Here is a 25881-nt window from a genome sequence, read left to right on the forward strand (position 1 = left end):
TTTGTGCGCCCATCGCGGAGGCGAGGGCGGGTTATCCGAAAACGGTTTCCGCGGGAAGCGTTTTCGGTATCCAAGGGGGGACCAGCCCCCTCGGGTGCTTTTCAGTCGTACCGCAGCGCGTCGATCGGGTTGAGCTTCGCCGCCTTGTTCGCAGGCATGAAGCCGAAGAACACGCCGATAAACACGGAAACGCCGAAGCTGATTGCGACCGCGCCCACGCTCGGCGTCGTGGTCATGCCGATGATCTGACCGGCGATCACCGCGACCACCGAGCCGAACACAATGCCGATCACGCCGCCCAGAGCGGAGGTCGTACCCGCTTCGATCACGAACTGCCGCATGATATCCTTTTTCTTTGCGCCGAGCGACTTGCGGATACCGATTTCACGGGTGCGCTCCGTGACCGAGACCAGCATGATGTTCATAATGCCGATGCCGCCGACCAGCAGCGAGATGCCCGCGATGCCGACCAGCACCATGGTCATCATATTGGTCATCTCGGTCATGGAATCCACCATTTCCTGCATGTCAGAGATCATGTAATAATCGTCGTTCTGGAACACCGCATACAGCGCGTTATCGATCAGGGTGGTGCCTTCGCTGTTGAGGGACGCATCCCAGGTGGCAAACAGAAAGCTGGATATTGCGCCGAACGTCAGCTTGGAGGCCGTGGTATACGGCAGGTATATGCAGTCGTCTGCCGAGCCTTCGGAGGAATCATCCTGCTCCTCCAGCACGCCGACCACGGTCAGCGCGTTGCCGTTGACCTTGATGGTCTGCCCGACCGCATCGCCGCCCAGCATATTCGCCACATAGGTCCCGACGACCGCCACCCTGCCGCGGGCCTCCAGGTCCGCGTAGCTGATGAAGCGGCCCTCCCGCAGCGTCAGCTTGGATATCTCCGCGTACTGCTCGGAAACGCCGGTCACGCCTGTGGAGCTGAAGGAATCCGAATCCGTTCCTGTTTTCACCGAACCCATGACCGATACCGTCGGGCTCATGCCCATAAAGGTGTCCGTGTTTTCCTCATACAGCGCGTACATGTCGTCCGTATCCACCGTGCGCGAGGAGCCGCGTCCGGTTACGGTCACGGTCAGCGTATTGGTACCCATATCCTCGAACATGGAGGTCACCTCGCCCGTCATGCCCTGCATGAGCGAAACCAGAATGATGACCGACGCCACGCCGATGATAATGCCCAGCATGGTCAGGAACGCACGCATCTTGCTGCCCGACAGGCTTTTGAACGCCAGCTTGAACGCCTGTGTGAACCCCATCGTCAGTCCCCCCTCGGAAACGCGTCGCGCGCCGCGCCGTCAAAAATGATTTTGCCATCCGCCACGCGCACGACGCGCTTGGCCTCCTGCGCGATGCCGTTGTCATGCGTGATGAGCACGATTGTATTGCCCTCGTCGTTGAGCTTTTTCAAGAAGTCCAGCACCTCGCGGCTGGTGCGCGAATCGAGCGCGCCGGTCGGCTCGTCGGCCAGGATGACCGAAGGGTCGCCCGCCAGCGCCCGCGCGATGGAAACGCGCTGCTGCTGGCCGCCGGAAAGCTGCGCGGGCAGGTTTTTCTCCTTGCCCGCGAGCCCGACCCGTTTGAGCTGAAGCCGCGCCCGCTCGGCGCGCTCCTCGGCGGGCATGCCCGCGTAAAGCAGCGACAGCTCGACGTTTTCCTGCACGTTCAGCTTGGGGATCAGGTTGTACTGCTGGAAAATAAAGCCCAGCGTCTTATTGCGGATCTCGGCTTGCTCGTCGTCGGTCAGCTCGGACACGTCCTCGCCATTGAGCAGGTACTGCCCGCTGGTCGGCACGTCCAGACAGCCGATAATGTTCATCAGCGTCGACTTACCCGACCCCGACTGCCCGACGATGGCCACAAATTCTCCCTTGTATATCTTGAGCGAAACGCCATCCGAGGCATGCACCTCGGTATCGCCCATCTGGTAGATCTTATAAATATCGCGCAGCTCGATCAGCGGCGTCCTGGTTTCGGTTGTCATCACGGCATACCGCCTCCGCCGCCCGGGCCGCCCGGCATGCCGCCTCGGCCGCCTGCCATACCGCCGCCGGAGGGCATACCGCCCATGCCGCCCATATCGCCGCCCGGCATCATGCCGAAATCATCGCCGGACGAGTCGCGCTGCACCTCGGGTACATAGACGATGTCGCCCGGCTCGATGCCGGAGGTGATCTCAATATAGCTGTCGTCCGACAGGCCGGTTTCGACCTCGACCGCCCGCCATCCGTCGGGCAGCAGCACGCCGCCCACCATGGCGTTTTCCGTGTTTTTCGCGCTGTCATCCTTGACATAGACCGTGTTCCCGCGCTGCACCGCCGCGATCGGCACGGCGACCGCGTCCGCCGCCTCGTCCACCACGATAGTCGCGTCCACGTTCATGCCCGGCAGCAGGCCTTCCGGCGGGTTATCGATCTGCACGGTCACCGGATAGGTGGTCACACCGTTGGAGGTCGTACCCGCGACCGAAACCTTGGTTACAACGCCTTCGATCGTCCCCGCGTCCGTGAGCGAATCACAGGTGATATTGACCGCCTGGCCGACCTCCACCTCGTTCACATCCAGCTCGTCGAGCGAGATATCGAACGTCAGGTAGGAAAGGTCGTAAATGACCGCAAGCGTGGTCTGCCCATTGGTGGTGTCGAGCGTATCGCCCACCTTGGTGTTCTTGGTGATGACCGTCCCGTCAATCGGCGCGGTGATCGTGTAGTCGTCCAGCTTATCCACCGTATTCTGATAGGAAAGCTGTTGCTGTGCGAGCGACAAGCGGCTGCTCTCCACCTGCTGCTCGACCGAGGAGGAGGACAAAACCGCTATGACCGTGCCGGGCGAAACCTGCGCGCCCTCGCTCACCTTCAGGCTCGTCACCGTACCCGAAGCGTCCGAGGTGATCGTGGATTCCGACCGGTATGTAAAGCTCGCGCCCTGGTTGCTGGCGATGCCGTTCACGGTCGCAGAGGCGGTGGAGGACGTTGAAAGCCCGCCCGGATTGCTGACCTGTATCGTCACATATTTGACGATCTGGTAACCGTCCAGCACGGTTTCGGCCGCGTCGATCGCCGTGACCGTGCCGCTCAGCGTCTCGAACGAGCTGTCCATTGTCACGGTTGCGGCCGCGCCGACGCCGAAGCTTTCCACATCCGCGGAATTGAACGGCACCTCCAGCTCCATCACGGAGGAATCGCGCACATCCGCGATCGTCGCGCCCGCCTGCACCTCGTCGCCCACCTCAACATACAGTTCGGTAATCATGCCCGACTTTTTCGAGGTTACATTCAGGTCGTCCAGGCTTCCCAGCGTCTGGCTGTAGCTGTTCTGGCTCTGCTGCAGGGAAAGCTGCGCCTGCTCGACCGAGCTTTGTGCGTCCGAGCTGTCGATCTCATACATGACATCGCCCTTTTTTACCTCGTCGCCCTCCTCAAACGTGCAGGACAGCACCTCGCCCTGCACCGATGCGGTCACGCCGTACTGGTTGGCCGGCTCGATGGTTCCCGTCGCGGACAGCGTCAGCTGGATGTCCTGCCGGACCGCCTCGCTTTCCGTATAGGCCTGCGTTCCGTCCGCGCCGCCGGCTGTCAAAATATGATGCACGCCCCAGCCGCCGGCAAGCAGCACCACCGCCGCCACAGGGATGACCACCTTCTTTTTCAGCTTCCTGCGCTTTTTCTTTTTGCTGTGCGCGCCGGCCGGTGCCATATCCGCAGCCGTATCTTCCTTTTGCTTTTTCTTTCCCGAAAACAGCATTTTTCCTTTCCAGGGGGCCTTCCCGCGTAGTTTTTCAAACGGCAATTTCAAACCCTATTCCCTCCCGTGCTGGTTTATCAATTCGCGCTCTATCATAAGCGCAGTATATTGAAAAAGCATTGAAGAAATCCGGCTTTAACAAATTTTCCACCGCTCATACACAAAAACTCCATACACGGCCTGCAAAATAAAGGCATCATCTGCCAAAGGAGGCGCCGGCTATGCGTGTTCTGCTGATCGGCCCCAACCCCAATGAAAAAATCCTGCCGGCGCTGCGGCGCGACCATATCCTTGCCGACTGCCTGCCCCAGCCGGAGCAGACGCAGACCGGCTTTCCGGAAAACCTTTACGACGTGGTCGTCCTCTTTTCCGATACGGACGCCGCCGCCCTGCCCATCCGGCTCCGCATGGTGCGGGAGGACGGCGTTTCGGTTCCCATTCTTGTGGTTGCGCCGCGCTCCTCCGCGCGCGACCGCATCCGTGCGCTGGACGCCGGCGCGGACGATTTCCTGACCGAGCCGTTCCTGATCGCCGAGCTGCTGGCACGGGTGCGCGCGCTCGGGCGGCGCGGACGCATCCTTCAGCCGCGGCTGCTGCGTGCGGGCGACCTGACGCTCGACCGCGGGCATTTTCTCCTTTCCGGCCGCGCGGGCGAGGTGCGCCTCTCCAGCAAGGAGCTGCAGCTGGCGGAGCTGTTTCTACTCCATCCCGGCCAGATCCTGCCGCGCGACACCTTGCGGCAAAAGGTCTGGGGCTGCGATACCGAGGCGCGCTACAACAACATTGAAGTATACCTGTCCCTCCTGCGGCGCAAGCTGCGCGCGGTCGATTCCGTTGTCCAAATCCAGGCCGAGCGCGGCGTTGGCTACTATCTGGAGGTCCAGCCCAATATGCAGGCATAATAAAACGCCGCAGCGGTCATCCCGCTGCGGCGTTCTTGCTTTTTACAGGCCGCGGTACTTACCGCGCTCGATCGGGCCGAACCAACTGTCCGCGATGCGCTTCAGCAGGGTCCACAGCCCGCCGAACCTCAAACCATAGTGTTTCATGCCATGCCCCTTCCTCTGTCCGCATTTCCTGTCCCGCGCCTTATGTATCACAAGGCTTGTCCTTGATTGTATTGTACCCCTTTTTTCTTGCGGTTTCCCTCTCAAAATAATGAAAATTTTCTTAAGATTTTGTTAATCTTCTCCTGAAAAAGGGGCTGTCCCCCCGGGACAGCCCCTTTTTCTCTTTACTCCTCCGGCTCCGCCGCGTCCTCTCCCAAGGCAAGCACGGTTTCGCTTTCCGCTTCGCTCAGCTCGGTCACGCTTTTGAGCTTGCGCCGAATCGCGCGGGTGCGCGTGCCGACCAGCTTGTCCAGCTCGCGGCTGGCCTGATCCAAACGGGTCTGCGTCTGCGTCAGGCAGGCCTCAAATTTATCAAACTCGGTCTTGACCGCCCCGAGCACACTCCATACCTCGCCGGACCGCTTTTGTATCGCAATCGTGCGGAACGACATTTGCAGCGAATTAAGCAGCGCCGCCATCGTGCTCGGCCCCGCGATGTTCACATGGTAATCGCGCTGCAGCACCTCCACCATGCCGCGGCTGACCGCTTCCGCATACAACCCCTCGAACGGCAGGAACAGGATGCCGAAATCCGTCGTATACGGCGGCTCCAGATATTTGTCGCGGATATCCTTTGCTTCCGCTTTCAGCGTGTTGACCAGCGTTTTGGCGCAGGCGTCGATCTGTTCGCGCGCGCCGTTCTCATAGGCGTCGCGCAGCGCGCCATACGTCTCGCCTGGGAATTTGGAGTCAATCGGCAGCCAGATAAAGCCCCCATCCTCCACCGGCAGCTTGACCGCGTATTCAACCACGTTGCGGCTTCCCGGCCGTGTGGCGACGTTCACCTCATACTGCTCGGGCGCAAGGATATCCTCCAGAATGGCGCCGAGCTGGATCTCGCCCACAATGCCGCGGGTCTTGACATTGGTGAGGACCTTTTTCAAATCGCCCACGCCCTGCGCCAGCGTCTGCATCTCACCAAGGCCCTTATAGACCTGTTCCAGCCGCTCATTGACCAGCTTGAACGATTCATTCATGCGGTCGGACAGCGTTTTCTGCAGCTTTTCGTCCACGATCCGCCGCATATCGTCCAGCTTCCTATTGTTATCCTCCTGCAGGGCGCGCAGGTTTTTATCCACGGCTGCGCGGATGTTTTCCAGGCTTTGCGTCGTTTCCGCCGTAAAGCCGTGCAGCCGCTTTTCAAACTGCCCCAACTGGTCGGTCACGCCGCCCATCCTGCCGGACAGGCTTTTCTCCATCGCGGAAAGCTGGTCCAACTGCGCCGCGCGGCCTTCCTTCAGATTTTGGCTGACCAGCGTCCCCAGCGCCGCGATCGCGCCGCTGTCCTCCTGCCGTTCCTGGACCGCGGGCTTCCGCGTCAGCAGGATGATGACCAGCACCAGCAGGATAACGACCAGTACCAGCGTGGCCACAGATAGGTATTGCATTGTCTCGGTCCTTTCTCAGCTTTGTGTTTTACTGCAGGACATGCAGCTCCTTGGCAATGCGCTGCATCTCCTCATCGGTCGCCGCGATGACATCCGCGCACTCCTTCAGGTCGTCCGAAATGTGCGGCGGCACCTGCACATCGGATTTATACCGAAGCTGATGCTCCAGGCTCGCCCAGAAATCCATGGCAATCGTCCGCAGCTGCAGCTCAATCCGCACCGGCTTGGTCGTTTCCGACAGGAAAATCGGCACCTCCAGGATCAGGTGCAGGCTGCGGTAACCATTCGGCTTGGGGTTGGCAATATAATCCTTCTTTTCGATCAGTGTCAGGTCGCTTTGCCGCATCAGCATATCCGCCACCGTATAGATATCCTGGATAAAGGGGCAGATCACGCGGATGCCGCCGATGTCGTTCAGGTTATCCATCATGGACTGTAGAGAAATCGGGAAGCCGCGCCGCTTGAGCTTTTTGATAATGCTGCGCGGCGATTTGATGCGGCTCTTGATCGAATCAATCGGACTTGGCTTGCCGGAGATATTCGATTCGTCGCTCAAAATATCCAGCTTTGTCTTGATCTCTCGGATTCCCGCCTCATACAGCAGCATGATCTGCTGCAGCTGCATGGCGGATTCCAGCAGTTTTTCCGCGTCGTGTTCACCCAGCATATCCATTTCGAGAAAATCGGTCAGTTCCATTGCATTCCTCCTGCGCACAGGTTTTACATTTCTTTATTTGCATTATAGCATAAAAGCGCCGGCCGGGCAATCCGGCCGGCGCAGCCTGCGCAAAAACAGACGGCATCAAAGCCTTTTGTTGTAATACACCAGCGTAAGCAATTCGACAAGCAGCATCGCGGTAAGCATCAAGCCAAACGCTGCCAGCATCCCGCCAAAGAACGCCTCCATCACCTGCATCCCGAAAATACTGAACAGGATGCACACAAAGCATACCAGTTCCGCGATGCCCAATGCGCGGCTTTTGGCGCGCCACTCAACCATGCGGTTTCGCTCATCCAGTTCGGCGATCTTGTCCTCGCGCGACATTTCCCGGGAAAAGCTGCGGACCAGCCCTCCGCCGCCGATCAGCAGGCACAGAACCGTCATAACCGTTCCTTTCAGGTCAAAGCCTTGCCATATGCCGGTCAGCAGCAGGAGCGCGCCAAGCACAATAAAGCCCAGTCCATACCGGAACGTTTTTTTGTTATAAATTTTCATACCGCTTATCCTCCTCTTCTCTGTTTTCTTTCAGACAATAGAGTTCCTCGATCGATGTGCCGAACTGCTCCGCTAAACGGTAGGCCAGCAGCAGCGAGGGGTTGTACTGTCCTTTTTCCAGCGAAATGATCGTTCTGGAGGACACATGGACCAGCTCCGCTAATTGCTGCTGTGTTATGCCAGCGGCCGTTCGCAGTTCCTTTACACGGTTTTTCACTACATCACCGCCGAATATGAAGTTTATTTCATGTGAAGTATACTTCATATTATATAGATATTATCTGAATTGTCAAGGGGGAAATTACCCGACTTCGCGGTCAATACAAAACCCATGATATCCTATTTTTTTATCCCTCAAGAATCCTCTGTTTCTTACCATCCGTTGTTACACAGGCTTCCTGTTTGCCCATACACTGGTTGGTAACTTCCCAACGCGCGGCCGTTGTTCTATGCAATTTTGCTAAAATACTCCGTGATATTTTTTATAATTCATATATTGTTTTTTTCTTTTCAAAAAGATATATTTTTATAAGTTAGATATCATATATATAAATTGATATCAATTATGTGGAAAACGAAAGAGAAGGATGAAGGATGAAAGAGGTAATAAATATGGACAAAAAAATGGCTCACTATCCGCTGGATGTACCTGCACCGCATCACTATACGTTCGCTGTTCGTGATATCCCCGAAGTCACGATCGAGCAGCGCGAGCGCGCGCTGAACGCGACGCACTGGAACGAGTTCGCGTTTCCGGCCGCTATGCTGACGGTCGATATGCTGTCGGACTCGGGTACCACCGCGATGACCAACCATCAGTGGGCGTCGCTGTTCCTGGGCGACGAGGCGTATGGCCGCAACACGGGCTACTATGTACTGCTTGATACCTTCCGCGACATTTTCGAGCGCGGGGGCGAAAAGAACTGGAAGAAGATCATCGACCTGGTGCGCACGGACTGCCGCGACGTAGAGAAGATGATGAACGAGGTATACCTGTGCGAGTACGAGGGCGGGCTGTTCAACGGCGGCGCCAAGCAGATGGAGCGTCCGAACTCCTTTATCATCCAGCAGGGCCGCGCGGCGGAGTCCGTGCTGATGGAGATTGTCCGCAATATTCTGGCCCGCCGTTACCCGGGCAAGAAGTTCACCATCCCGTCCAACGGCCACTTTGACACGACCGAGGGCAACATCAAGCAGATGGGCTCGATCCCGCGCAACCTGTACAACAAGGAATTGCTGTACGAAGTACCCGAAGGCGGCCGCTACGAGAAGAACCCGTTCAAGGGCAATATGGACATTGAGAAGCTCGAGCAGCTCATCCAGGGCGTGGGTCCGGAGAACGTGCCGCTGGTATTCTGCTGCATCACGAACAATCCGGTATGCGGCCAGGCGGTCTCCATGGCGAACATCAAGGAGATCAACCGCGTGGCGCACAAGTACAACATCCCGCTGGTATTCGACGTTGCACGCTGGGCGGAGAACTGCTACTTCATCAAGATGAACGAAGAGGGCTACGCCGACAAGTCCATCGCGGAGATCGCGACCGAGATGTTCCAGTACTGCGACGCGTTCACCATGTCCGCCAAGAAGGACGGCCATGCGAACATGGGCGGCATGCTGGCGTTCCGCGACAAGGGCCTGTTCTGGAAGAACTTCTCCGACTTTGACGAGAACGGCAACATCATCACCGACGTCGGCGTTACGCTGAAGGTCAAGCAGATCTCCTGCTACGGCAACGACTCGTACGGCGGCATGTCGGGCCGTGATATCATGGCGCTGGCGGTCGGCCTGTACGAGAGCTGCGACTTCAACTACCTGAACGAGCGCGTTGCACAGTGCAACTATCTGGCCGAGGGCTTCTACAAGGCGGGCGTCAAGGGCGTTGTGCTGCCGGCTGGCGGCCATGCGGTGTACATCAACATGGATGAGTTCTTTGACGGCAAGCGCGGCCACGATACCTTCGCGGGCGAGGGCTTCTCGCTGGAGCTGATCCGCCGCTACGGCATCCGTGTATCCGAGCTGGGCGACTACTCCATGGAATACGACCTGAAGACCCCAGAGCAGCAGGCTGAGCTGGCGAACGTGGTCCGCTTTGCGATCGATCGCAGCCGTCTGACCCAGGAGCATCTGGATTACGTCATCGCGGCGGTCAAGGCGCTGTATGAGGATCGCGAGTCCATCCCGAATATGCGCATCGTTTGGGGCCACAAGCTGCCGATGCGTCACTTCCATGCCTTCCTCGAGCCCTACCCCAACGAAGAAAAGTAACCATATCCGTGTGAAAATCTGGGCGTAACCTGCGCCGCGTGGAAAGCGCGCGGCCCCGGAACAGCATGCAGCGCCGGTGAACAACCCTATCGGTTTCACCGGCGCTGCCATAATAACGCTTTTGTATTTCCCAAGCACAGCAAAACAACATCTACCGTACAAAAATCAAGGAGGGGTAACCATGACGCCTTGCCGGATATCGGCAAATCCCTATATCTGCGGCTACATCCCGAAGGACTATGCCGGCAACACACCGGAGGGGAATGTAAAGATCGACTGCTCCCTCGGCGTCAACGCCGACCTTCTGGGCAACTGCATTTTCCAGCGTCTGCACGCATTTCAGCAGAAAACGGATATCTACAACGGCGACTATGCCGAAATCAAATATTACCCGCACGGGGAATCCCTCAAGCACGCGCTTGCCGACTGGTACCACCGGAACCATGTGGGCGAGGGCTGGCTGACAGAGAAAAACTTCATCCTCGGCAACGGCTCGTATGATATCCTGTGCAATCTGAACCTCCTGTGCCTGACGCATGGGCAAAAGGTCCTCGGGCGTGCGCCCCAGTTCACCGCATACATCGACCATGTCAATTGCAGCGGTTCTTCTTATGAATGCTACTATCTGGATAAAGCGCAAAACTATCGTTTTGACGCGGCTGGCTATATCGCGTGCATGAGCGCCGAATATCGTCTGTTCATTGTAGAAAACCCGAACAACCCCACCGGACAGGCCATTCCTCTGGCCGCGCTGCGAAGCATCGCGCAGCGGGCGCAGGCGCTTGGCCGGATTCTGGTTGTGGACGAAGCCTATGCGGAATATATCCCGTTCGCCAGCAGCGCCATCAACCTCGTTGCGGAATTCCCGCAGCTGATCGTCACCCGAAGCTTTTCCAAGGGCTGGGGCATGGCGGGCGTGCGGCTGGGCTACGCGGTCGCCTCGACCGAAAGCGACCTTCTGGAGCAGCTCTCCAAGCTGGTGCTGCCTTTCAACAGCAACGGCATCGCCCGGGCGCTTGCGGAAACCGCGCTTCAGACCAAGCTGGAACATCCGCAGGACCCCTTCGGGATACTCCCTGTCAAGCAGAGCAAGCGCGAGCTGTCCGAAGCGGTCGCGCGATACAGCCGGCAGTTCGGCAAGCCGCTCCGCATTGCCGAAACCTATGACAGCACGCCAATCCTCATGCTGTATTACGATGGCGACCCGGGCTTTCATTTGCAGCGGCACCTGATGAAAAGCGGCATTCTTACCGTCAGCTGCGAGTCGTATGTGGGTCTGGACAGCCGCGCGGTGCGTCTGATGCTGCCGGAGCGGTCCAGCATCCCGCTGCTGCTCACGCTGCTAGCGCAGGCGGTGCAAAGCCTTCCCTGAGCGCAGCGCGGGCAGAGCCGCTCACAGGAGCGGGAACAGGAACCTCTGGCGCTCATCCAGATAATGCAGCGCCATCCTCTCGTCCCGCGCTGTGATCGCATCGAGCAGAGCCCGCGTGCTCTCCAGGCTTTTGAGATGCTCTTCCGTTGTGGAGGCGGAGCGCTTGCGAATCACGGCAATGTAGCTGGAATAAGTCTCCAAAATGGATTCGACCCGCTGGTATTTTGCAATGTGGTACATCATCTGATAGAATTTTTCCACCTCTTGCAGTCCATCCTCGATCATATTGTTGCGAATAAAGACATCGATCCGGTCAAAGGATTTTGTCAGGGCGGCAAATTCCTCCTCCGTCCCCACGCGGATCACGCGCTTGACGATCACGCCCTCCAGGGCCTGCCGGATATCGTCTATCTCTTCGAAAAAGCTGTCCGGCAGCTCGAGTACAAAATAGCCGCGGTTATGGATATGCTCCACCATGCACTCGTCCTGCAATCGCTGCAGCGCGCGTTTGACATACAGGCGGCTGACCTTGTATTCCGTCGCGATCGGGATCTCCCCAAGCCGTTCACCGGCCTTCAGGTCACCGTTCAGTATCCGCGCGCGGAGCGCCTGATATAAGTCCTCTGCATTCATATCATGCAACTTCTCCCTCACTCTATCGTACTTTTATGGTTCCATTATAGCAAAATTGCCGTATGCTTGCAATCTGATTCACGGAAATGCCGGCAGGCAACCACACAAATACCATGGGAGGTAAAAAAGATGAAAAAGGTAACCTCATTCGGCGTGGCCATGACCTTCGTCGGCTCCATGATCGGCGCGGGCTTTGCTTCCGGCCAGGAGCTTCTGCAATTCTTCGGCGGGTTCGGCCTGCACGGATTTGCAGGGATATTCGTATCGGCGGCGCTGTACGCGATATACGGCGCGCTGATCATGCTGCTTGCCCGCCGCATGCAGACGGACAACTACAATCTGCTGATCGTCCCCGGCGGCAACAGGCTCCTGCTGGACATTGTGGACGTATTCATGGCGTTCCTGCTGTTCGGCATGTTTGCCATCATGATTGCCGGCGCCGGCTCGCTTCTGGACGCGCAGTTCGGCCTGACCCCGCTGCTCGGCGGCGTCATCATGGTCGTCCTTTCCATCCTGACGGTCTACTGGGGCTCGGACAGCCTGATTGCAAGCTTTAATATCGTGGTCCCTCTGATGACGGTTGCCGCGCTGGCGGTAAGCATCGCGGCGATACTGCGGGCGCCCGTAGTTGCTTTCTCCGACCCGACAGGCGCCATCCAGCCCAACAGCATGGTCGGCAACTGGTTTCTCTCCGCCCTCCTCTTTGTTTTTTACAGCACGCTGGGCGGTGTGGGCGCGCTCCCTCCCCTTGCCCTGAAAATGAAAAACGACCGCGGCGCGGCCCTCGCCCCCGTCCTGAGCGCGGCTATCCTCGGGCTTTTCGCAGCCGTTGTCTACATAGCGGTCATTTCGCACGCGGGAACGGTAGCGGGCGCTGATATGCCCATGCTCTCCCTGGCGTCCGAAGTCAGCCCGGCAGTCGGAATCGTTTACGTCCTCGTCCTGTTCGCGGCCATTTACACCACGGCCGTCGGCGCGCTGTTCGGCATTAAGGCGCGCGTGGACACCATTGGCAGACTCTCCGCCTCCAGAAAGAATATGGTCATTATCGCGGTTGCCGTTGTGGCGCTGCTCTCGACCCAGATCGGCTTTGTCAATCTGGTATCCTTCCTCTATTCGCTGTACGGCTACATGGGTATTTTGATCTTCCTCGGCATGCTGGTCAATTATAATCCTGGCAAAGCGCGGGAAAGCCGCGCAGGAAAAGGCATGATCCTTTCACGAGGCGCAGCCGCAGGGGCGCGCGGGGCTTTTCGCCCTGCGCGCCCCTGCGGCTGCCACCTGTCCCCATACGCTCCTCGCAGCTTTTCAAAATCAATATTTCGTCCCCCTCTCCACCGCGCACAACGAAACGCGCCTGTTTTCCCCGTACAACTTCCCTGCCTATTGTGGGACGGGTGAAAAAATGCTATAATTTTAATAAAATAGCACACAAAAACGAAATATCGATTTCGTCCCCCGCCAGGGGGCCGTCAAATCGAAAGAAACAAGGGGGGACGAACCATGAGTCTGCATGTCACCAACATGATTTTCAACACCGTGCTGATTTTCTGCCAACTCAATACCATGGCGGCGGCGCTCCCCTCCCGCTTTTCCCGCAAAGCCACCTTCCTGTTCTTTAACGCCGTGGGACTGGCCCTGTTGGGCTGCTGCGGTGTGCTGGCGGCGCTTTTCGATCCGGATACCGCCATCTCCATATTCGGCACCGCCTACTGGTTCCCTCAGATCGCTGCGGGGCTTTTTGTTGCCCAGCGGCGGGACGGGCAGTTCTGGTGCATCTTTTTTTCCTGCGACGTGGCTTCCGTCCTGAGTTCTACCGCGGGCTATGTGATCGGGTCCTGGTTTTTCCCCTTTGACACCGCAAACCTTGGCATGCTTTCCGTGCGCAGCCTGGGCGTCATCCTGGGGACCGTCTTTGCGGTGCGCTTCCTGATCCCCCGCTTCAAGCACCTGTGGCACGCCGAAGGGGTACCCTGGGCGCCGCTGGCCATGACGGTGTTCATGCTGGAGCTGATGATCCTCGCCATGACCACCTATCCCGAGCTGATCTTCTACCGCCAGGGCGAGCATATCAACCTGCTGCTCGTATGCGTAGTCAGCGGCGTGGTGCTGTCCATGCTGGTGATTTCCCTGAGTCGGGTAAAGGCCGCCGCGGATCACGCCAAGGAGCTGGAGGTCCAACTGGCCATGTCCGAACGGTATTACGCCGAGCTTACGGCCCAGCTGCAGGAAAACCGCATCCGGCTTCACGATTTACGCCACCATGTCAACGCCTTGAGCGGCCTGTGCAGCCAGGGCGATATGGCAGGGATCGTTTCCTATGTCGCGGGAATGGAGCAGTCCATCCCCTCCTCCAGCTACCGGCCCTATTGCGTCAGCGGCGCGGTGAACGCGCTGCTGGGCCACTACGAGACTACCTGCAGGGAGCGGGGCATCGACTTTGACTGCCAGATGTGCCTGCCCGTCCTGAAGGTCGTCGATCCGCTGCATCTGTGCGTCATTTTCGGCAACGCGCTGCAAAACGCACTGGAAGCGATGGAAAAGCTGCCGCAGGACGCGCCCCGCTGGCTCAAAATCCGCGCGGCCTGGACGGACGGGCGCATCGCCATCACCGTGTCCAACCCCTTTGCCGGAACGGTGTCGTTCGCGCGCGGCGGCCTCCCCGCCAGCAGCAAACGGCAGGCGGGGCATGGCTTCGGCCTGTTGAGCATCCAAAACACGGTGCGCCGCTACAGCGGATGGTTCAACGCAGAGGCGCAGGGTCAGACATTCGTGCTTCAGGCTGTGCTGAAGGACCTCCCCATGCAGCGGCCATCCTGATGTGTTTCTGCGGAACCGCATCACGGGTAATGCGCCCGCCGTACCATACAGCGAAATGCGGCGGCAATATTGCAAAGCCCCGTTACGCTGTGATAAAATAGTAAAATACAGAGCTATCAGCGGAGAAACGCTTTGTTTCACGCAGTATCCAAGCAACAGGGGGATATCGTCCATTATGAAACGGCCGCTTCGATTTTCCATTAACACGGTTTTGAGCTTTGTCCTTTTGCTCCTGATCGCGCTTTTGATGTTTATCAGTGTTTCCCTGGTTCGGGACAAGCTGATGCACAACACACAGGAGATGGGCATGTCCCTGGCGCAAAGCTATGGCGCTGAAACCGAGCTGCGGCTGGACGATTACCTCAAGGCACTGGATATGGCGGGCAAATATATGGACGAGCTGTGTCGGGAAGACGCAGGGAACGGCGCACTGCAGGCATGGCTGCGGAGCTACAGCGACAAGCTGGAAGAACTGTTCGGAAGCTATATCGTGGACCCTTACGCCGTGATCGGCGGGGAGATCATTGCGGCTTACCCCTGGGAGGGGGATGCGACATATGATTACGGCTCTGCCGACTGGTACCGCAGCGCGCTGTCCGCCGGCGGCGGGATCGTATTCAGCGACGTATACACAGACGCGATCACAGGCAGTCCGGTTTTCACCATCTCCCGCAGCCTGGAAAGAACAGGGGACGTGCTGGCTATGGATGTCTACCTGACCAACGAAAGCGTCATGGATATCGAGGACACGGTTCCCGAAAGCTATCATTTCATTATTTTGGATTCCAAGGGAGAGCTGTTGTACAGCCGGCTGGACAAGGAGGCCGGCTCGGAAGAGGTTGCCCGCTATCTCGCAGAACTGACCGCCGGTGTGGAGAACGGCTCGCTGTTTGCCTATGACGCGACCATCACCGGTCCGGAGGGGCGGAACCGCGGCGTATACTACGCTGTCATGAACAATGGCTGGTCGGTCATCATCACCGTTCCGCTGGAGGATATCCTCATGGGCGCGGACAGCCCGCTGGTCGGCATTCTGGCCGCTATCAGCATCATGCTGTTCCTCATCCTTACCATTCTGGTGTTCCGCGATCTGAGGAACCGGAAAAAGATATCGGCCGACAGCAACACGATCCATATCCTCAGCGACTCGTTCTACGCCATCTATCGGGTGGACTTTGACGCGGAAACCTATACGGCGATCAAAATGTCGCCCGATCTGATCGGCACGCTCCCCACCCACGGGGAGTATGCGCATCTGCTGGATACCGTCAAACAGCTCGTGCGCAGCGAAACCTATCAGGAGTTTGAACAGAATTTCTCCATCCCCAGCATCCGCCAGCGGGTGCTGCAGGAAATTCCGGATTACGGCGGCGACTACAAGCGCAAGTTTGACGACACCTATAAGTGGGTCAATATCCGTACCATCTACGAGAAAAACCTGGCGCCCCATGAGGTGATCCTGTGCTTCCGAGATGTGGATATCGAAAAGAAACAGCAGCTTCAGTACACCGCATTGCTGGAGGACGCGCTTTCCACCGCCAAGCAGAGCACCAAGGCGCAGACGACCTTTTTCAGCAATATGTCCCACGACATGCGCACCCCGCTCAACGCCATCATCGGCTTTGCCGCCCTGGCGCAGCAGGAGCCGGAGGACTGTGCCAGGCACCAGGACTACCTGCAGAAGATCGAATTTTCCGCCAAGCAGCTGCTAAGCCTGATTAACGACATCCTGGAAATGAGCAAGATGGAGGCCGGTCAGACCTCGCTGGACAACAAGCCTTTCGGCCTGCGCGCCTTTATCGACGAGACGACCGCCCATTTCCATGTGCAGGCGGCGCAGCAGAAAAAGCACTTTTCGGTGCAGACCGAGCTCCACGATGATACGGTGAAGGGCGATTCTTTCAAGCTTGGCCAGATCATGAACAACCTGCTCTCCAACGCCTTCAAGTACAGCGACGCGGGAGCGGATATCCGTTTGGAGGTCCGGCAGCAGGAGTACCAGAACCGCAGCAGGTTCCTCTTCACCGTCTCTGACAGCGGTATCGGGATGTCTCAGGAATTTCTGGAGCATATTTTCGAGCCCTATGCACGCGAAACCCACTTCACGGCCAAATCCACCGTGGGGACGGGCTTGGGCATGGCCATCGTCAAGAACCTGGTCCAGCAGATGAGCGGCGAGATCCATGTGGAAAGCGAGCTGGGCAAGGGAACGTCCTTCTATGTGACGCTGCCCCTGGAGACGAATGTGCGGCTCAGTCCGCCGGAAACCAGGGAGGAAAACGGCAAAACGCCTGCGGACCTGTCCGGAAGGCGCATCCTGATCGCAGAGGACAACGAACTGAATATGGAGATCGCCGTGGAGCTGCTCTCCATGAACGGCGTTGAGGTGCTGCAGGCGTGGAACGGTCGGGAGGCCGTGCAGATTTTCACTGCGGCCGCGCCCTACTCCATCGATGCGATCCTGATGGATATGCAGATGCCGGTGATGGACGGCTGCGAAGCGGCCCGCGCCATCCGCGCCTTGGATAAACCGGACGCCGCCACCGTCCCCATTATCGCTGTCACCGCGAACGCTTTTACAGAAGATATGGACAAGACCGCAGCCGCCGGCATGAACGGCCACATCCCCAAGCCCATTGATTTCACCCTGCTCCATAAAACCCTGGAGGAGTTCCTGCCTGACGTTTCAACACCATAAAAAAGAAGAAAATTCCGGCAAAGAGGACGCGGCTGCGTCTTCTTTGCCGGAATTTATTATGCACAAAAGATCAGTCTACCCAGGCCGTCCCCACTTACTGTGCGAAATGCTTTTGCAGCGTCCGCAGCAGCTCGGGTATATCCAGCGGCTTGGCCACATGACCGTTCATACCAACCGCCAGGCATTTGCTGACATCCTCCGCGAAAGCGTCCGCCGTCATGGCAATAATGGGGATGCTTTTAGCGTCGGGGCGGTCCAGGGCGCGGATGGCCTCTGCGGCTTCCAGACCGTTCATCACCGGCATGCGCAGATCCATCAATATCGCGTCATAGTAGCCGGGGACGTGCGCCTGGAACTGCTCCACGCAAAGCCTGCCGTTTTCCGCCCAATCCAGCGCAAACCCAACGGAGGACAGCAGCTCGTTGGCGATCTCCCAGTTCAGCTCATTGTCCTCAGCCACCAGCAGGCGGCGGCCGGTGAAGTCGGCCTTGGTCTCCAAAGCCGGCTCGGGCGCCTGCTCCGCGTCCGCAAACGGCTGAAGTCCCAGATACAGGGTGGACTTAAACAGCGGCTTGGAGATAAAGCCGCTGACGCCGGCAGCCCGCGCCTCCTCCTCGATATCGCTCCAGTCGTAAGCCGAAATCAACAGGATCGGCACCTCGTCACCGATGCGGCGGCGCAGTTCCCGAGCGGTTTGGATACCGTCCATGCTGGGCATCTTCCAGTCCAGCAGGATGATGTAATAGTCCTGATGCTTTTCATGGCGGCGCTGCGCCATTTCCACCGCCGCGGCGCCGTCCAGCGCCCATTCGGCGTGTACGCCGGTCTCCTCCAGCGCGGCGGCAGCGCTGCGGCACAGGGCCTCGTCGTCGTCCACCACCAGGACGTTCCAGTCGGGCAGGAGCATTTCCGCGCTGTCCCCCGCGCCGCGCTCCATATCAAAGGTCACATAGAACGTGGTACCCCGTCCCTGCGCGCTGTCCACCGTGATGCTGCCGCCGGCAGCGTCCACGATATGCTTGGTGATGGCCATGCCCAGACCGGTCCCCTCGGTCCGCCGCACACGCGTCCGGTCCTCCCGCTCGAAAGAGTGGAAAATTTTCTTCTGAAATTCCTCCGACATACCGATGCCGGTATCCTGCACGCAGAAATGGGTGCGCACATATTCCGCGCCCTTGGGCGAGGCCTCCTGGGACACGGTCACGGTGATGCTGCCGCCCTCGGGGGTAAACTTGAGCGCGTTGGAGAGCAGGTTCATCAGCACCTGCCCCAGCCGCACGCTGTCGGTGTAGACATTTTCGCTCAGGATATCCTGAATAAACACATCAAAGCTCTGCCCTTTGGCCTTCACCTGGGGCTGCACGATACTCACCAGGCTCTCCACCGTCTCCCGCAGGGAAACCAGGTCGCGGTTGAGGGTCATACGGCCGCTCTCGATCTTGGACATATCCAGCACATCGTTGATCAGCCCCAGCAGGTGCCGGCTGGACACAGTGATCTTGCGCAGGCAGTCCTGCACCTTGCCCGTGTCCGCCGGATTGGCAGCGGCGATGGCCGTCATGCCGATAATGGCGTTCATGGGCGTGCGGATATCGTGGCTCATGTTGGACAAAAACTCGCTCTTGGCACGGCTGGCTTCGAGCGCGTCCTCCCGCGCCTTGGCCAGCTCTGCCATCTGCCGGCGGGAGATGCGCATATAGGCAAAGAAAATCGCGATGGTGGCCGCCACCAGCAAAGAGCAGCTAATCAGGGCCAGGCCGACGCTGCGGCCGGTCATTTCGTTCAGCGCCTCGTCCAGGAACCCGTGGGGCATCACGCAGACCATCGTCCACTCGGTGTTGCCCATAGGGGCGCAATAAAAATGGCGGATCTCCCCTTTTATCTCAGTCGCCAGGCTGTAAGATTCCCGCGCCGTCATCGCTTGGCGCATCCGCTCAACCTGCGTCTCGATTTCCCAGTCGCCGGATTCCTCCCCGTTCAGCAGCAGCCAGTCGAAGATGCTCTCGGCAGGGGTATCTAAGCTGTTGATGACAAAAGACCCATCCGGACGGATCACATGAGTAACGATCATGGTGGCGTCCGCCCCCAGGGAGAGCGCGTCGCTGAGCTTTTCCAGCGGCAGGCCCACCACCAGGGCGGTACACCGTCCGCCGCTGGGCAGGGGATAGCCTACCGTATCCGGATAGCCCACCGACAGCCCGTAGAGCAGCATCATGGACCCGTCCGCCTCGGTACCCACGGTCACCAGGGTCTCGCCGTTGTTCATGGCGGTGAGGAAATGCTCCTGATTCTCCACCTCCACCGGCTCGCCGTAGATCGTCACGGCGTTGCCCTCGGTGTCATACAGGAACAGGTGGGTGAATTCCCGCAGCTCGCCCGCCGCCGTCAGTTCCCCGATCACAGTCTCGTCCAGCGTTTCCACGGTCTGGGGGTCCACCACCTGCGTGATCCCCCGCACCTGCGCCATGCGCTTTTCTACCAGCGTGTCGAAGTGGTTTTGTATCTGAATGGACATGCCTTCCATGTAGGAGGTGGCGACCTTGTTCATGGTTTCGGTACCCTGCCCGATCACAGCCGCCGTGACGCCGATGAACACCAGCACGCACAGGGCGATAAGCCCGCTGAAAGAAATCCAGAGGAACCGGATGAGTTTTTTTCTCTCCATAGAATCACCCCTTTTTCCCCAGCGTATTCTCAGAGCTGTCCGATCGCGCCGGTCACGCGCGCATAAGCGGCGGAAATCTCCGGCATCAGGCCGGCCGCGCCCGCCCAGTCCTCCGCCCGAAACAGGGCCACCTGACGGGTCAACAGGTCGAACAGGGCGGTCATGGACAGGTTCCCGCACATCCCCTTGAGGGTATGCGCTGCGGTCAGCGCCGCCTCATGGTCGCCGCGCTCCACAGCCGACACCAGTCCGGCGTAATTGGGATCGGCCGGAAATTTCTTCAAAAACCGTTCCAGCAGCGCCTCGCTGCCCATCAGACGTTCGAGCGCGCCCTCCACGTCCACGCCCGCTTCCCGCAGACAGGTTTTTATCTCTTCCTGCATCTTCTGTTCTCCTCTCTTATTTCTGCCCCGCCAACCCGCGGTACAGCTCCGCCAGCCGTGGCTCGACCTGGAAAAAGCAGTCCAGCAAACGGGGGTTGAACGTCCCGCATTGTCCGGTGCGGATCATTTCCAGCACCTGCTCCCGAGGGAACGCATCTTTGTAGACCCGCTTGCAGCTCAGCGCGTCATACACATCCGCAATGGCCACTGCCTGCGCCCAGGGGGTGATCTCGTCTCCCTTGAGGCCGTCCGGATAGCCCCTGCCGTCCCACCGCTCATGGTGGTGGCGGGCGATGTCATAAGCGTAGGGATAGGACTTGTGGCGTCTGAGCTGGGGGATGCGTTCCAGCAGTTCCCCGCCTCGCGTGGTGTGAGTCTTCATGATCTCAAACTCCTCCGCGGTCAGCTTCCCGGGCTTGCTCAGGATGGAGTCAGGAATGGCGATTTTGCCCACGTCGTGCATAATAGCCGCCACGGAGATCATCTCGATATCATCCGGCGTCAGGCCGGGGCAGAAGTCCGTGTGGGACAGCAGGATAGCGGTAATATCGTGGATGCGCTGGACGTGTCCGCCGGATTCCTCGCTGCGGAACTCGATGGCGGTAGCCAGCGACTCGACCATACCCTGATTCAGTTCCAATAGCTGCCGGTTCTTTTCCAGCAGCTCGGTGTCCTGCTCCTCCACACGGCTTTGCAGCCGCCGTCTTGCCTGGAACAGCTCTACCACCGAGTTCACCCGACGCAGCACCATATAGGGAACCACCGGCTTGCTGATGACATCCATGACCCCCATCTCGTAGGCGGCTTTCATGGAGGCGTCCGGCTCGGCTGTAATGAGGAACACGGGGAGCGTTTCCAGCAGGGCCGCATCCTCCTCTTTCAGCCGCCGCAGGACCTCCAGCCCGCTGATATCCGGCATGACCACATCCAGCAGCACCGCGCACAAATGGCCGCGCCCCCGCAGGATGGCCTGCAGTCCGGAGCAGCCGTTGTCCGCCTCCTCGATGGCATAATAGGGGGCGAACAAATGCTGCAGTATCCCGCGGTTGATTTCGTCGTCATCAATAATCAGAATGGTATTCATATCAGGTGCGCACGCAGGCGGCTGATTGATACGTTCCATGTCGCGTTTCCTCCTGTTCCAGACATCCAGCGCAGGATGGAGCCTTACAGTCGGCCGCCCGCTCTGTTGGGGGAAGCGAGGCGTACCGCACAGGATGCTGGAAAATTTAGCGTTGTAAAGTTATTTTTATTATACCATTACCGTCCGGTAAATTTCAAGTAGGGCCGCCCGCATGGGCAGCATATCGGCGCCGGATGCGGCGTTACGGCTCAGAATGTCGTCCTGCGGGTCGCGGACGTAATCCATACCGCGCGTTGCCGCCGCTTTCCCTCCCGCCTATTATCTCACATGCAAAAGCACCGTCCGACTCTCTTGTCGGACGGTGCTTTCACACCATAGGAAGGCTTCAAGCCGTGGGACTCCGCACGCCATATCGGTTCAGCTTAGGAAACACACAATGGTGATCGTGTCCCGCTCCTCCCCCGGTTTGAAGGTGATGTAATCCGCGTTGTCTCGGATGAAGCTGACCGCGTTTTCCGCCGGTTCCGCGTCCGCGGACTCCATCGGGTCCACGCCGCCCAGCACCGCCGTTACGCGGATATTGACCATCTGCGCATCCGGCGCCACGCCGCACTCTACCATCACATGGCTGTCCGGCTCCGCCCTGCGGCAGCAGAGCGCGAACACCTCGTCCACCACGACCGCTTCACGCGCGTAGTGCCGCTTGTCGATGCCGTTGTCCTCGAACTGCTTTTTGAGGAACGCGGTCACCTCGCCGGCATACTCCGGCCGTGCGGGTACGTCGCAATGCGCCAGTTCCTTATCGCCCTTGCAGAACAGCAGGGTAAGCAGGGCAAAGCCGCCGTTGTCCCGTCCGCTTCCACAGTGCGCCAGCGCGTGATCGGCCACAAAGCGCAGCAGCCCGCCGCCGTCCAGATTTTTGCTGCGGCTGGTGTTGAGGTCGGCGCGCAGGCGCTGCCCGCCGTAGGCCTCGCCCGTCCGGTCGGGCAGGTCGGGCAGCCCCGCTGTGTGCAGGAAGATGCGGTCGCCCTGCTTGAAGCGCAGCTCCTGCGAGCGGTAGGATACGTTCTCATTCATGCCCAGCGGCGCATAGACCGGCGCCTCCAGCCACTCATAGCGGTCCTCGTTGCGCATGAGCAGCGGCTGCTGCTGCCCCGCGTTGACATAGGTAAAGCGCCCGTCCGCCGTGCTGAGCGTGGCCACCAGCGCGTTCAGGCTGAACTGGCTGCCCAGGTCGTACAGCTGGGTGTTCACATCCGCCATCGTCTCCTCCAGCGAGCGCCCCTGCCGCAGGCGGCTGCGGATGGTCGTCTGCGCGATGACCATGAACAGCGCTTCCGCCACGCCGCCGCCCGGCGTCTGCCCCAGCACGATGCACAGCAGGCCGGGATCGATGAAGAAATAGTCGTAAAAGCGGCAGTCCCGCCCCATGCCCTGCTCGATCAGGCCGTTCACCTCAAAGTGCGCGCGGCTGGGGATATCGGGCAGCACCTGCGGCAGTGCAGACGCGCAGATCTCCTCCGCCATGCTGCGGCGCGCGCGTTCCTCGGCCTCCTGTGCGGCCGAACGGCAGGCCTGTTCCAGCCGGTCATCCTCCCGCTCGGCCAGGCGCTGGATGGCCTGCGCCAGCGCGCCGACCGCGCCGCCGCGTCCGGTCAGGTCGGGCGGAAGCGCGTCCTCCTCGTCCGCGGCGCAGCGTTCGACCGCTTCGCGCAGGTCGTCCAGACCGTCGTCAGACCCGTCCCGCAGCTGGCGCAGCGCCCACGCCGCCAGCGCGGCGCCCGCGGCCGCCATTCCGACACAGGCCGCGGCCAGCCCTGCGGACGGCCGCACCGCCGCCAGCAGCAGGATATCCACGGCGGTCGCCGCCAGCACGCCGGCCAGTATGTTGCGTTGTTGCTTGTTCATCTTGCATCCTCTCCGTTACGGGCCTGTTCCCCCTCGTCTGTCAGCAGGTCGGCATACTCGCGCAGCTCCTCCCGCACGACGACGATGTCGTTTTTCTTCATTTCGCCCACCGCGGCGCGCAGCAGGTGCCGCATGCCGATCGGGTTGTCCTCGCCCGCCGCCATGAACGCGGCCGACAGCACGATATTCTTGATATGCCCGCCGGACAGCTCGAACTTCTCCGCCAGAAAGCCCCAGTCGATATCCCCGGCCAGCGGGGCCGCGGCCGGCCGCATGCGCCGGTAGATATCCTCGCGCATGCGGCGGTCCGGAAAGGGGAAATGCACCACATAGGTGATGCGGCGCATGAACGCCTCGTCGATGTTGCCGATCAGGTTGGTCGCCAGGATGCACACCCCGTCGTACTCCTCGATCTGCTGCAGCAGGTACGCGACCTCGACGTTGGCGTTGCGGTCGTGCGAGTCCTTCACCTCGCTGCGCTTGCCGAACAGCGCGTCGCATTCGTCAAAAAACAGGATACAGTTGGAGTTCTTCGCCTCGGCGAACACCGCCTGCAGGTTTTTCTCGGTCTCGCCGATGTATTTGCTGACGATCTGCGAAATGTTGATCTTGTACATCTCCATGTTGAGCTGGCGCGCGATGATCTGCGCGCACATGGTCTTGCCCGTGCCGGGCGCGCCCGCAAACAGGATGGACAGGCCGCGTCCATAGGCGACCTTTTTTTCAAAGCCCCACTGATGATACACGCGGTAGCGGTAGCGGATATGCCCGCAGGCCTGCTGCATCAACCGCTTCTGCGCGGCGGGCAGCACCACGTCGTCCCAGGTGTACGCCGCCGGCACACGGTGCGCCAGATCGCCCAGCTTATGCACCACCTGCCGGTAACAGGCGGCATGCAGCCGCGCGCCGTCCAGCATTTCCTGCCCGTCCAGCGCCGCCATCCCCGCCGCCTGGCGGCAGGCCTGCCGGATCTGCTGCGGGGAGAAATGGAACTTGGCCGCCAGCTCCTCGGCGGTCACGTCGGGCGCCAGGCGGCTGTCCCGCAGGTGGGTGCGGAATAGCTCGAGGCGCTCGCTCTCGGTCAGCGGCGGCAGCTCCAGATCGACGGTCAGCCGCTGCACCCGCGCCCGCACCGGCAGGCGCGACAGCAGGAACAGGCGGTCCCTGCCGGTTTCCATGGCGCAGAGCGCGTCCACTAACTGCTGCGGTGCGGCGGTCCGGTCGCCCGCCTCGTTTTCCCGATCCAGATGGTAAAAGCACAGGTAGGCGTCCAGCAGGCAGGCCGCGAGCGCGGCCTCCCCGGCGCGTGCGCGCCAGTCCTCCCCTTCCAGATCAGCAAACACGCCGCGCTGCCGGTGCCGCGCCAGCAGGTGCTCGATCTGGAACCGCTTGCCGCTGCCCGCCCCGCCGGACAGGCAGAGTACGCAGGGCAGGCGCTCCTCCATCATGCGGTCCAGCCGCCGCGCGGCCTCCCCCTGCACGATGAGCGGGCCGTCCGGACGGCGCGCCGCCCCGTCAAAGACCGTCAAGCCCTGCCGGTCCGCGATCGCCCCACCGGAAAGGTATTCCAGCGTCAGCGGCTGCAGCACAAGTTCGCCCCGCGCCAGCGCGTCCGGCTCGAACAGGCGGGAAAACCGCCCCGGCCGGGCGAACCGCGCCAGATACTGCTCCATATCGCCGCCCTTGGGCAGGAAAAGCTGCACTGCCAGCGCAGCGCCCGGGCTTTTGCGGGTCATATCGTCCTGCAGGTAGGCGAGCAGCTTTTCATATTTGCGGTCGAGCACAGCCGCGTACGCCAATATCACGCAGTTCTGCTCGAACGCATCCAGACCGCAGCGCTCGAACAGACGGAGCAGCGGGATATCCGCCCCGCCCGTGCGCCCCAGCCGCAGGGCGATCGCCGCCTGCGCCTCCCCGAGCTGCGCGCTCTCCTCCGGCTCCAGCTCCTCCTCCAGCCCCATCTGGGCGGATCGGGCAAGCTGGTGCTCGAACTCCTCGCGCGTCACCACCAGCCCGAGCATGTTTTTCATCTCGCTCGCCGGGCCGAGCCATTGATGGTGCGCGTAAAAATAGTACAGCCGCAGGTCGAGCCACACGAACAGGTCGCGCATCAGCGTCCATTGGCTGTCATACCCCGCGCCGGTCGTCAGGTCGACCGGCCGGATCTCCTCCGCCCGCATCGCGTCCCCTCCTTTTACGGTGTTTTGACCGTTACCGCCGGCGTCATCGTCACCTGAATCACGCCGCCGTACTGGCACATCAGCTTGCTCGTGTTATTGAGCAGCGGCTTGCCGCAAACCGTGACGGTCGGCGCGCCGGGCGTCCACGGCGCGACCGTTACCGGTATGCAGGCGCTGGGCGTCAGCACGCCCAGCGCGGCGGCGGTCGCCGCCGCGACCGCCGGATTGGCCGGACAGGCGCACATGCCGAAGGTCGTGCATTTGTTGTCCATAATGGTCGCCGCGGGCATGCCGCCCATCGTGACCGTCTGCTGGGAAGTGACCGGCAGCACCATCGGCACGGTGCCGAACGAACAGGTGCATACCGCTGTGTTGACAACTGGATTTGCCATACT

General features: G+C 60.0%; 20 protein-coding genes. 6 read left to right on the forward strand and 14 right to left on the reverse strand.

Annotated elements, in window-relative coordinates; all coding sequences use genetic code 11:
* Positions 1-101: 101 nt before the first annotated feature.
* The 3 genes from ACYQ3S_RS04375 to ACYQ3S_RS04385 are packed head-to-tail and all read right to left on the reverse strand — an operon-like array spanning position 102 to position 3813.
* Positions 102-1277 (reverse strand): ABC transporter permease, encoded by a 1176-nt coding sequence (locus ACYQ3S_RS04375; RefSeq protein WP_459687499.1) that lies wholly within the window; start codon positions 1275-1277, stop codon positions 102-104.
* Positions 1278-1279: 2 nt separating this feature from the next.
* The gene (locus ACYQ3S_RS04380) at positions 1280-2002 is read right to left on the reverse strand and encodes an ABC transporter ATP-binding protein (RefSeq protein WP_459687555.1); all 723 of its coding nucleotides are present in this window, start codon (positions 2000-2002) and stop codon (positions 1280-1282) included.
* Positions 2002-3813, reverse strand: coding sequence for an efflux RND transporter periplasmic adaptor subunit (locus tag ACYQ3S_RS04385; protein WP_459687500.1), 1812 nt, complete (start codon positions 3811-3813; stop codon positions 2002-2004). Before ACYQ3S_RS04385 ends, ACYQ3S_RS04380 begins: the two co-directional genes overlap by 1 nt.
* Before the next feature lie 170 nt (positions 3814-3983).
* On the opposite strand from ACYQ3S_RS04385, the gene ACYQ3S_RS04390 reads away from it, so the two are divergent.
* Positions 3984-4664 carry a response regulator transcription factor gene (locus ACYQ3S_RS04390; RefSeq protein ID WP_459687501.1) on the forward strand — a complete coding sequence of 227 codons (681 nt, stop codon included), beginning with the start codon at positions 3984-3986 and terminating at the stop codon, positions 4662-4664.
* A 332-nt stretch (positions 4665-4996) separates the two neighbouring features.
* Here the strand turns inward: ACYQ3S_RS04390 and ACYQ3S_RS04395 are convergent, their stop codons facing one another.
* The 4 genes from ACYQ3S_RS04395 to ACYQ3S_RS04410 all read right to left on the reverse strand — a co-directional run bounded on the left by ACYQ3S_RS04395 (position 4997) and on the right by ACYQ3S_RS04410 (position 7692).
* The gene (locus ACYQ3S_RS04395; protein ID WP_459687502.1) at positions 4997-6259 is read right to left on the reverse strand and encodes a DNA recombination protein RmuC; all 1263 of its coding nucleotides are present in this window, start codon (positions 6257-6259) and stop codon (positions 4997-4999) included.
* A gap of 28 nt (positions 6260-6287) precedes the next feature.
* A complete protein-coding gene (locus ACYQ3S_RS04400) occupies positions 6288-6956 on the reverse strand; it encodes a GTP pyrophosphokinase (protein WP_459687503.1) in 669 nt (222 codons plus the stop codon).
* Positions 6957-7061: 105 nt separating this feature from the next.
* Entirely contained in the window at positions 7062-7475 is a 414-nt protein-coding gene (locus tag ACYQ3S_RS04405; RefSeq protein ID WP_459687504.1) for a hypothetical protein, read from the reverse strand.
* Positions 7462-7692, reverse strand: a complete 231-nt coding sequence (locus ACYQ3S_RS04410; RefSeq protein ID WP_459687505.1) for a helix-turn-helix transcriptional regulator — start codon at positions 7690-7692, stop codon at positions 7462-7464. Before ACYQ3S_RS04410 ends, ACYQ3S_RS04405 begins: the two co-directional genes overlap by 14 nt.
* A 395-nt stretch (positions 7693-8087) precedes the next feature.
* Between ACYQ3S_RS04410 and ACYQ3S_RS04415 the strand changes: the two genes are divergently transcribed.
* Entirely contained in the window at positions 8088-9743 is a 1656-nt protein-coding gene (locus tag ACYQ3S_RS04415; protein WP_459687506.1) for a tryptophanase, read from the forward strand.
* A gap of 181 nt (positions 9744-9924) precedes the next feature.
* Complete coding sequence (locus ACYQ3S_RS04420) at positions 9925-11115, forward strand: pyridoxal phosphate-dependent aminotransferase (RefSeq protein ID WP_459687507.1); 1191 nt, start codon at positions 9925-9927, stop codon at positions 11113-11115.
* 21 nt (positions 11116-11136) lie between these two features.
* On the opposite strand, the gene ACYQ3S_RS04425 is transcribed toward ACYQ3S_RS04420, so the two are convergent.
* Positions 11137-11748, reverse strand: a complete 612-nt coding sequence (locus tag ACYQ3S_RS04425) for a GntR family transcriptional regulator (RefSeq protein WP_459687508.1) — start codon at positions 11746-11748, stop codon at positions 11137-11139.
* Between the two features lie 129 nt (positions 11749-11877).
* On the opposite strand from ACYQ3S_RS04425, the gene ACYQ3S_RS04430 reads away from it, so the two are divergent.
* The 3 genes from ACYQ3S_RS04430 (at position 11878) to ACYQ3S_RS04440 (ending at position 17266) form a co-directional block, all read left to right on the forward strand.
* The gene (locus ACYQ3S_RS04430) at positions 11878-13149 is read left to right on the forward strand and encodes a YkvI family membrane protein (RefSeq protein WP_459687509.1); all 1272 of its coding nucleotides are present in this window, start codon (positions 11878-11880) and stop codon (positions 13147-13149) included.
* A 102-nt stretch (positions 13150-13251) separates the two neighbouring features.
* The gene (locus tag ACYQ3S_RS04435) at positions 13252-14568 is read left to right on the forward strand and encodes a sensor histidine kinase (RefSeq protein WP_459687510.1); all 1317 of its coding nucleotides are present in this window, start codon (positions 13252-13254) and stop codon (positions 14566-14568) included.
* Positions 14569-14743: 175 nt separating this feature from the next.
* On the forward strand, positions 14744-17266 hold the full coding sequence (locus ACYQ3S_RS04440; RefSeq protein ID WP_459687511.1) for an ATP-binding protein: 2523 nt from the start codon (positions 14744-14746) through the stop codon (positions 17264-17266).
* A gap of 94 nt (positions 17267-17360) precedes the next feature.
* Here the strand turns inward: ACYQ3S_RS04440 and ACYQ3S_RS04445 are convergent, their stop codons facing one another.
* The 6 genes from ACYQ3S_RS04445 to ACYQ3S_RS04470 form a co-directional block, all read right to left on the reverse strand.
* The gene (locus ACYQ3S_RS04445; protein ID WP_459687512.1) at positions 17361-19931 is read right to left on the reverse strand and encodes a response regulator; all 2571 of its coding nucleotides are present in this window, start codon (positions 19929-19931) and stop codon (positions 17361-17363) included.
* A gap of 29 nt (positions 19932-19960) precedes the next feature.
* Positions 19961-20314 carry an Hpt domain-containing protein gene (locus tag ACYQ3S_RS04450; RefSeq protein ID WP_459687513.1) on the reverse strand — a complete coding sequence of 118 codons (354 nt, stop codon included), beginning with the start codon at positions 20312-20314 and terminating at the stop codon, positions 19961-19963.
* Between the two features lie 16 nt (positions 20315-20330).
* Positions 20331-21437, reverse strand: a complete 1107-nt coding sequence (locus tag ACYQ3S_RS04455) for an HD domain-containing phosphohydrolase (RefSeq protein ID WP_459687514.1) — start codon at positions 21435-21437, stop codon at positions 20331-20333.
* Positions 21438-21815: 378 nt separating this feature from the next.
* The gene (locus ACYQ3S_RS04460) at positions 21816-23306 is read right to left on the reverse strand and encodes a PP2C family protein-serine/threonine phosphatase (RefSeq protein WP_459687515.1); all 1491 of its coding nucleotides are present in this window, start codon (positions 23304-23306) and stop codon (positions 21816-21818) included.
* Complete coding sequence (locus tag ACYQ3S_RS04465; RefSeq protein WP_459687516.1) at positions 23303-25486, reverse strand: ATP-binding protein; 2184 nt, start codon at positions 25484-25486, stop codon at positions 23303-23305. Before ACYQ3S_RS04465 ends, ACYQ3S_RS04460 begins: the two co-directional genes overlap by 4 nt.
* Before the next feature lie 14 nt (positions 25487-25500).
* A complete protein-coding gene (locus ACYQ3S_RS04470; RefSeq protein WP_459687517.1) occupies positions 25501-25878 on the reverse strand; it encodes a DUF4280 domain-containing protein in 378 nt (125 codons plus the stop codon).
* Between the last annotated feature and the right edge of the window lie 3 nt (positions 25879-25881).

It is taken from the genome of Agathobaculum sp. TL06, assembly GCF_054658635.1.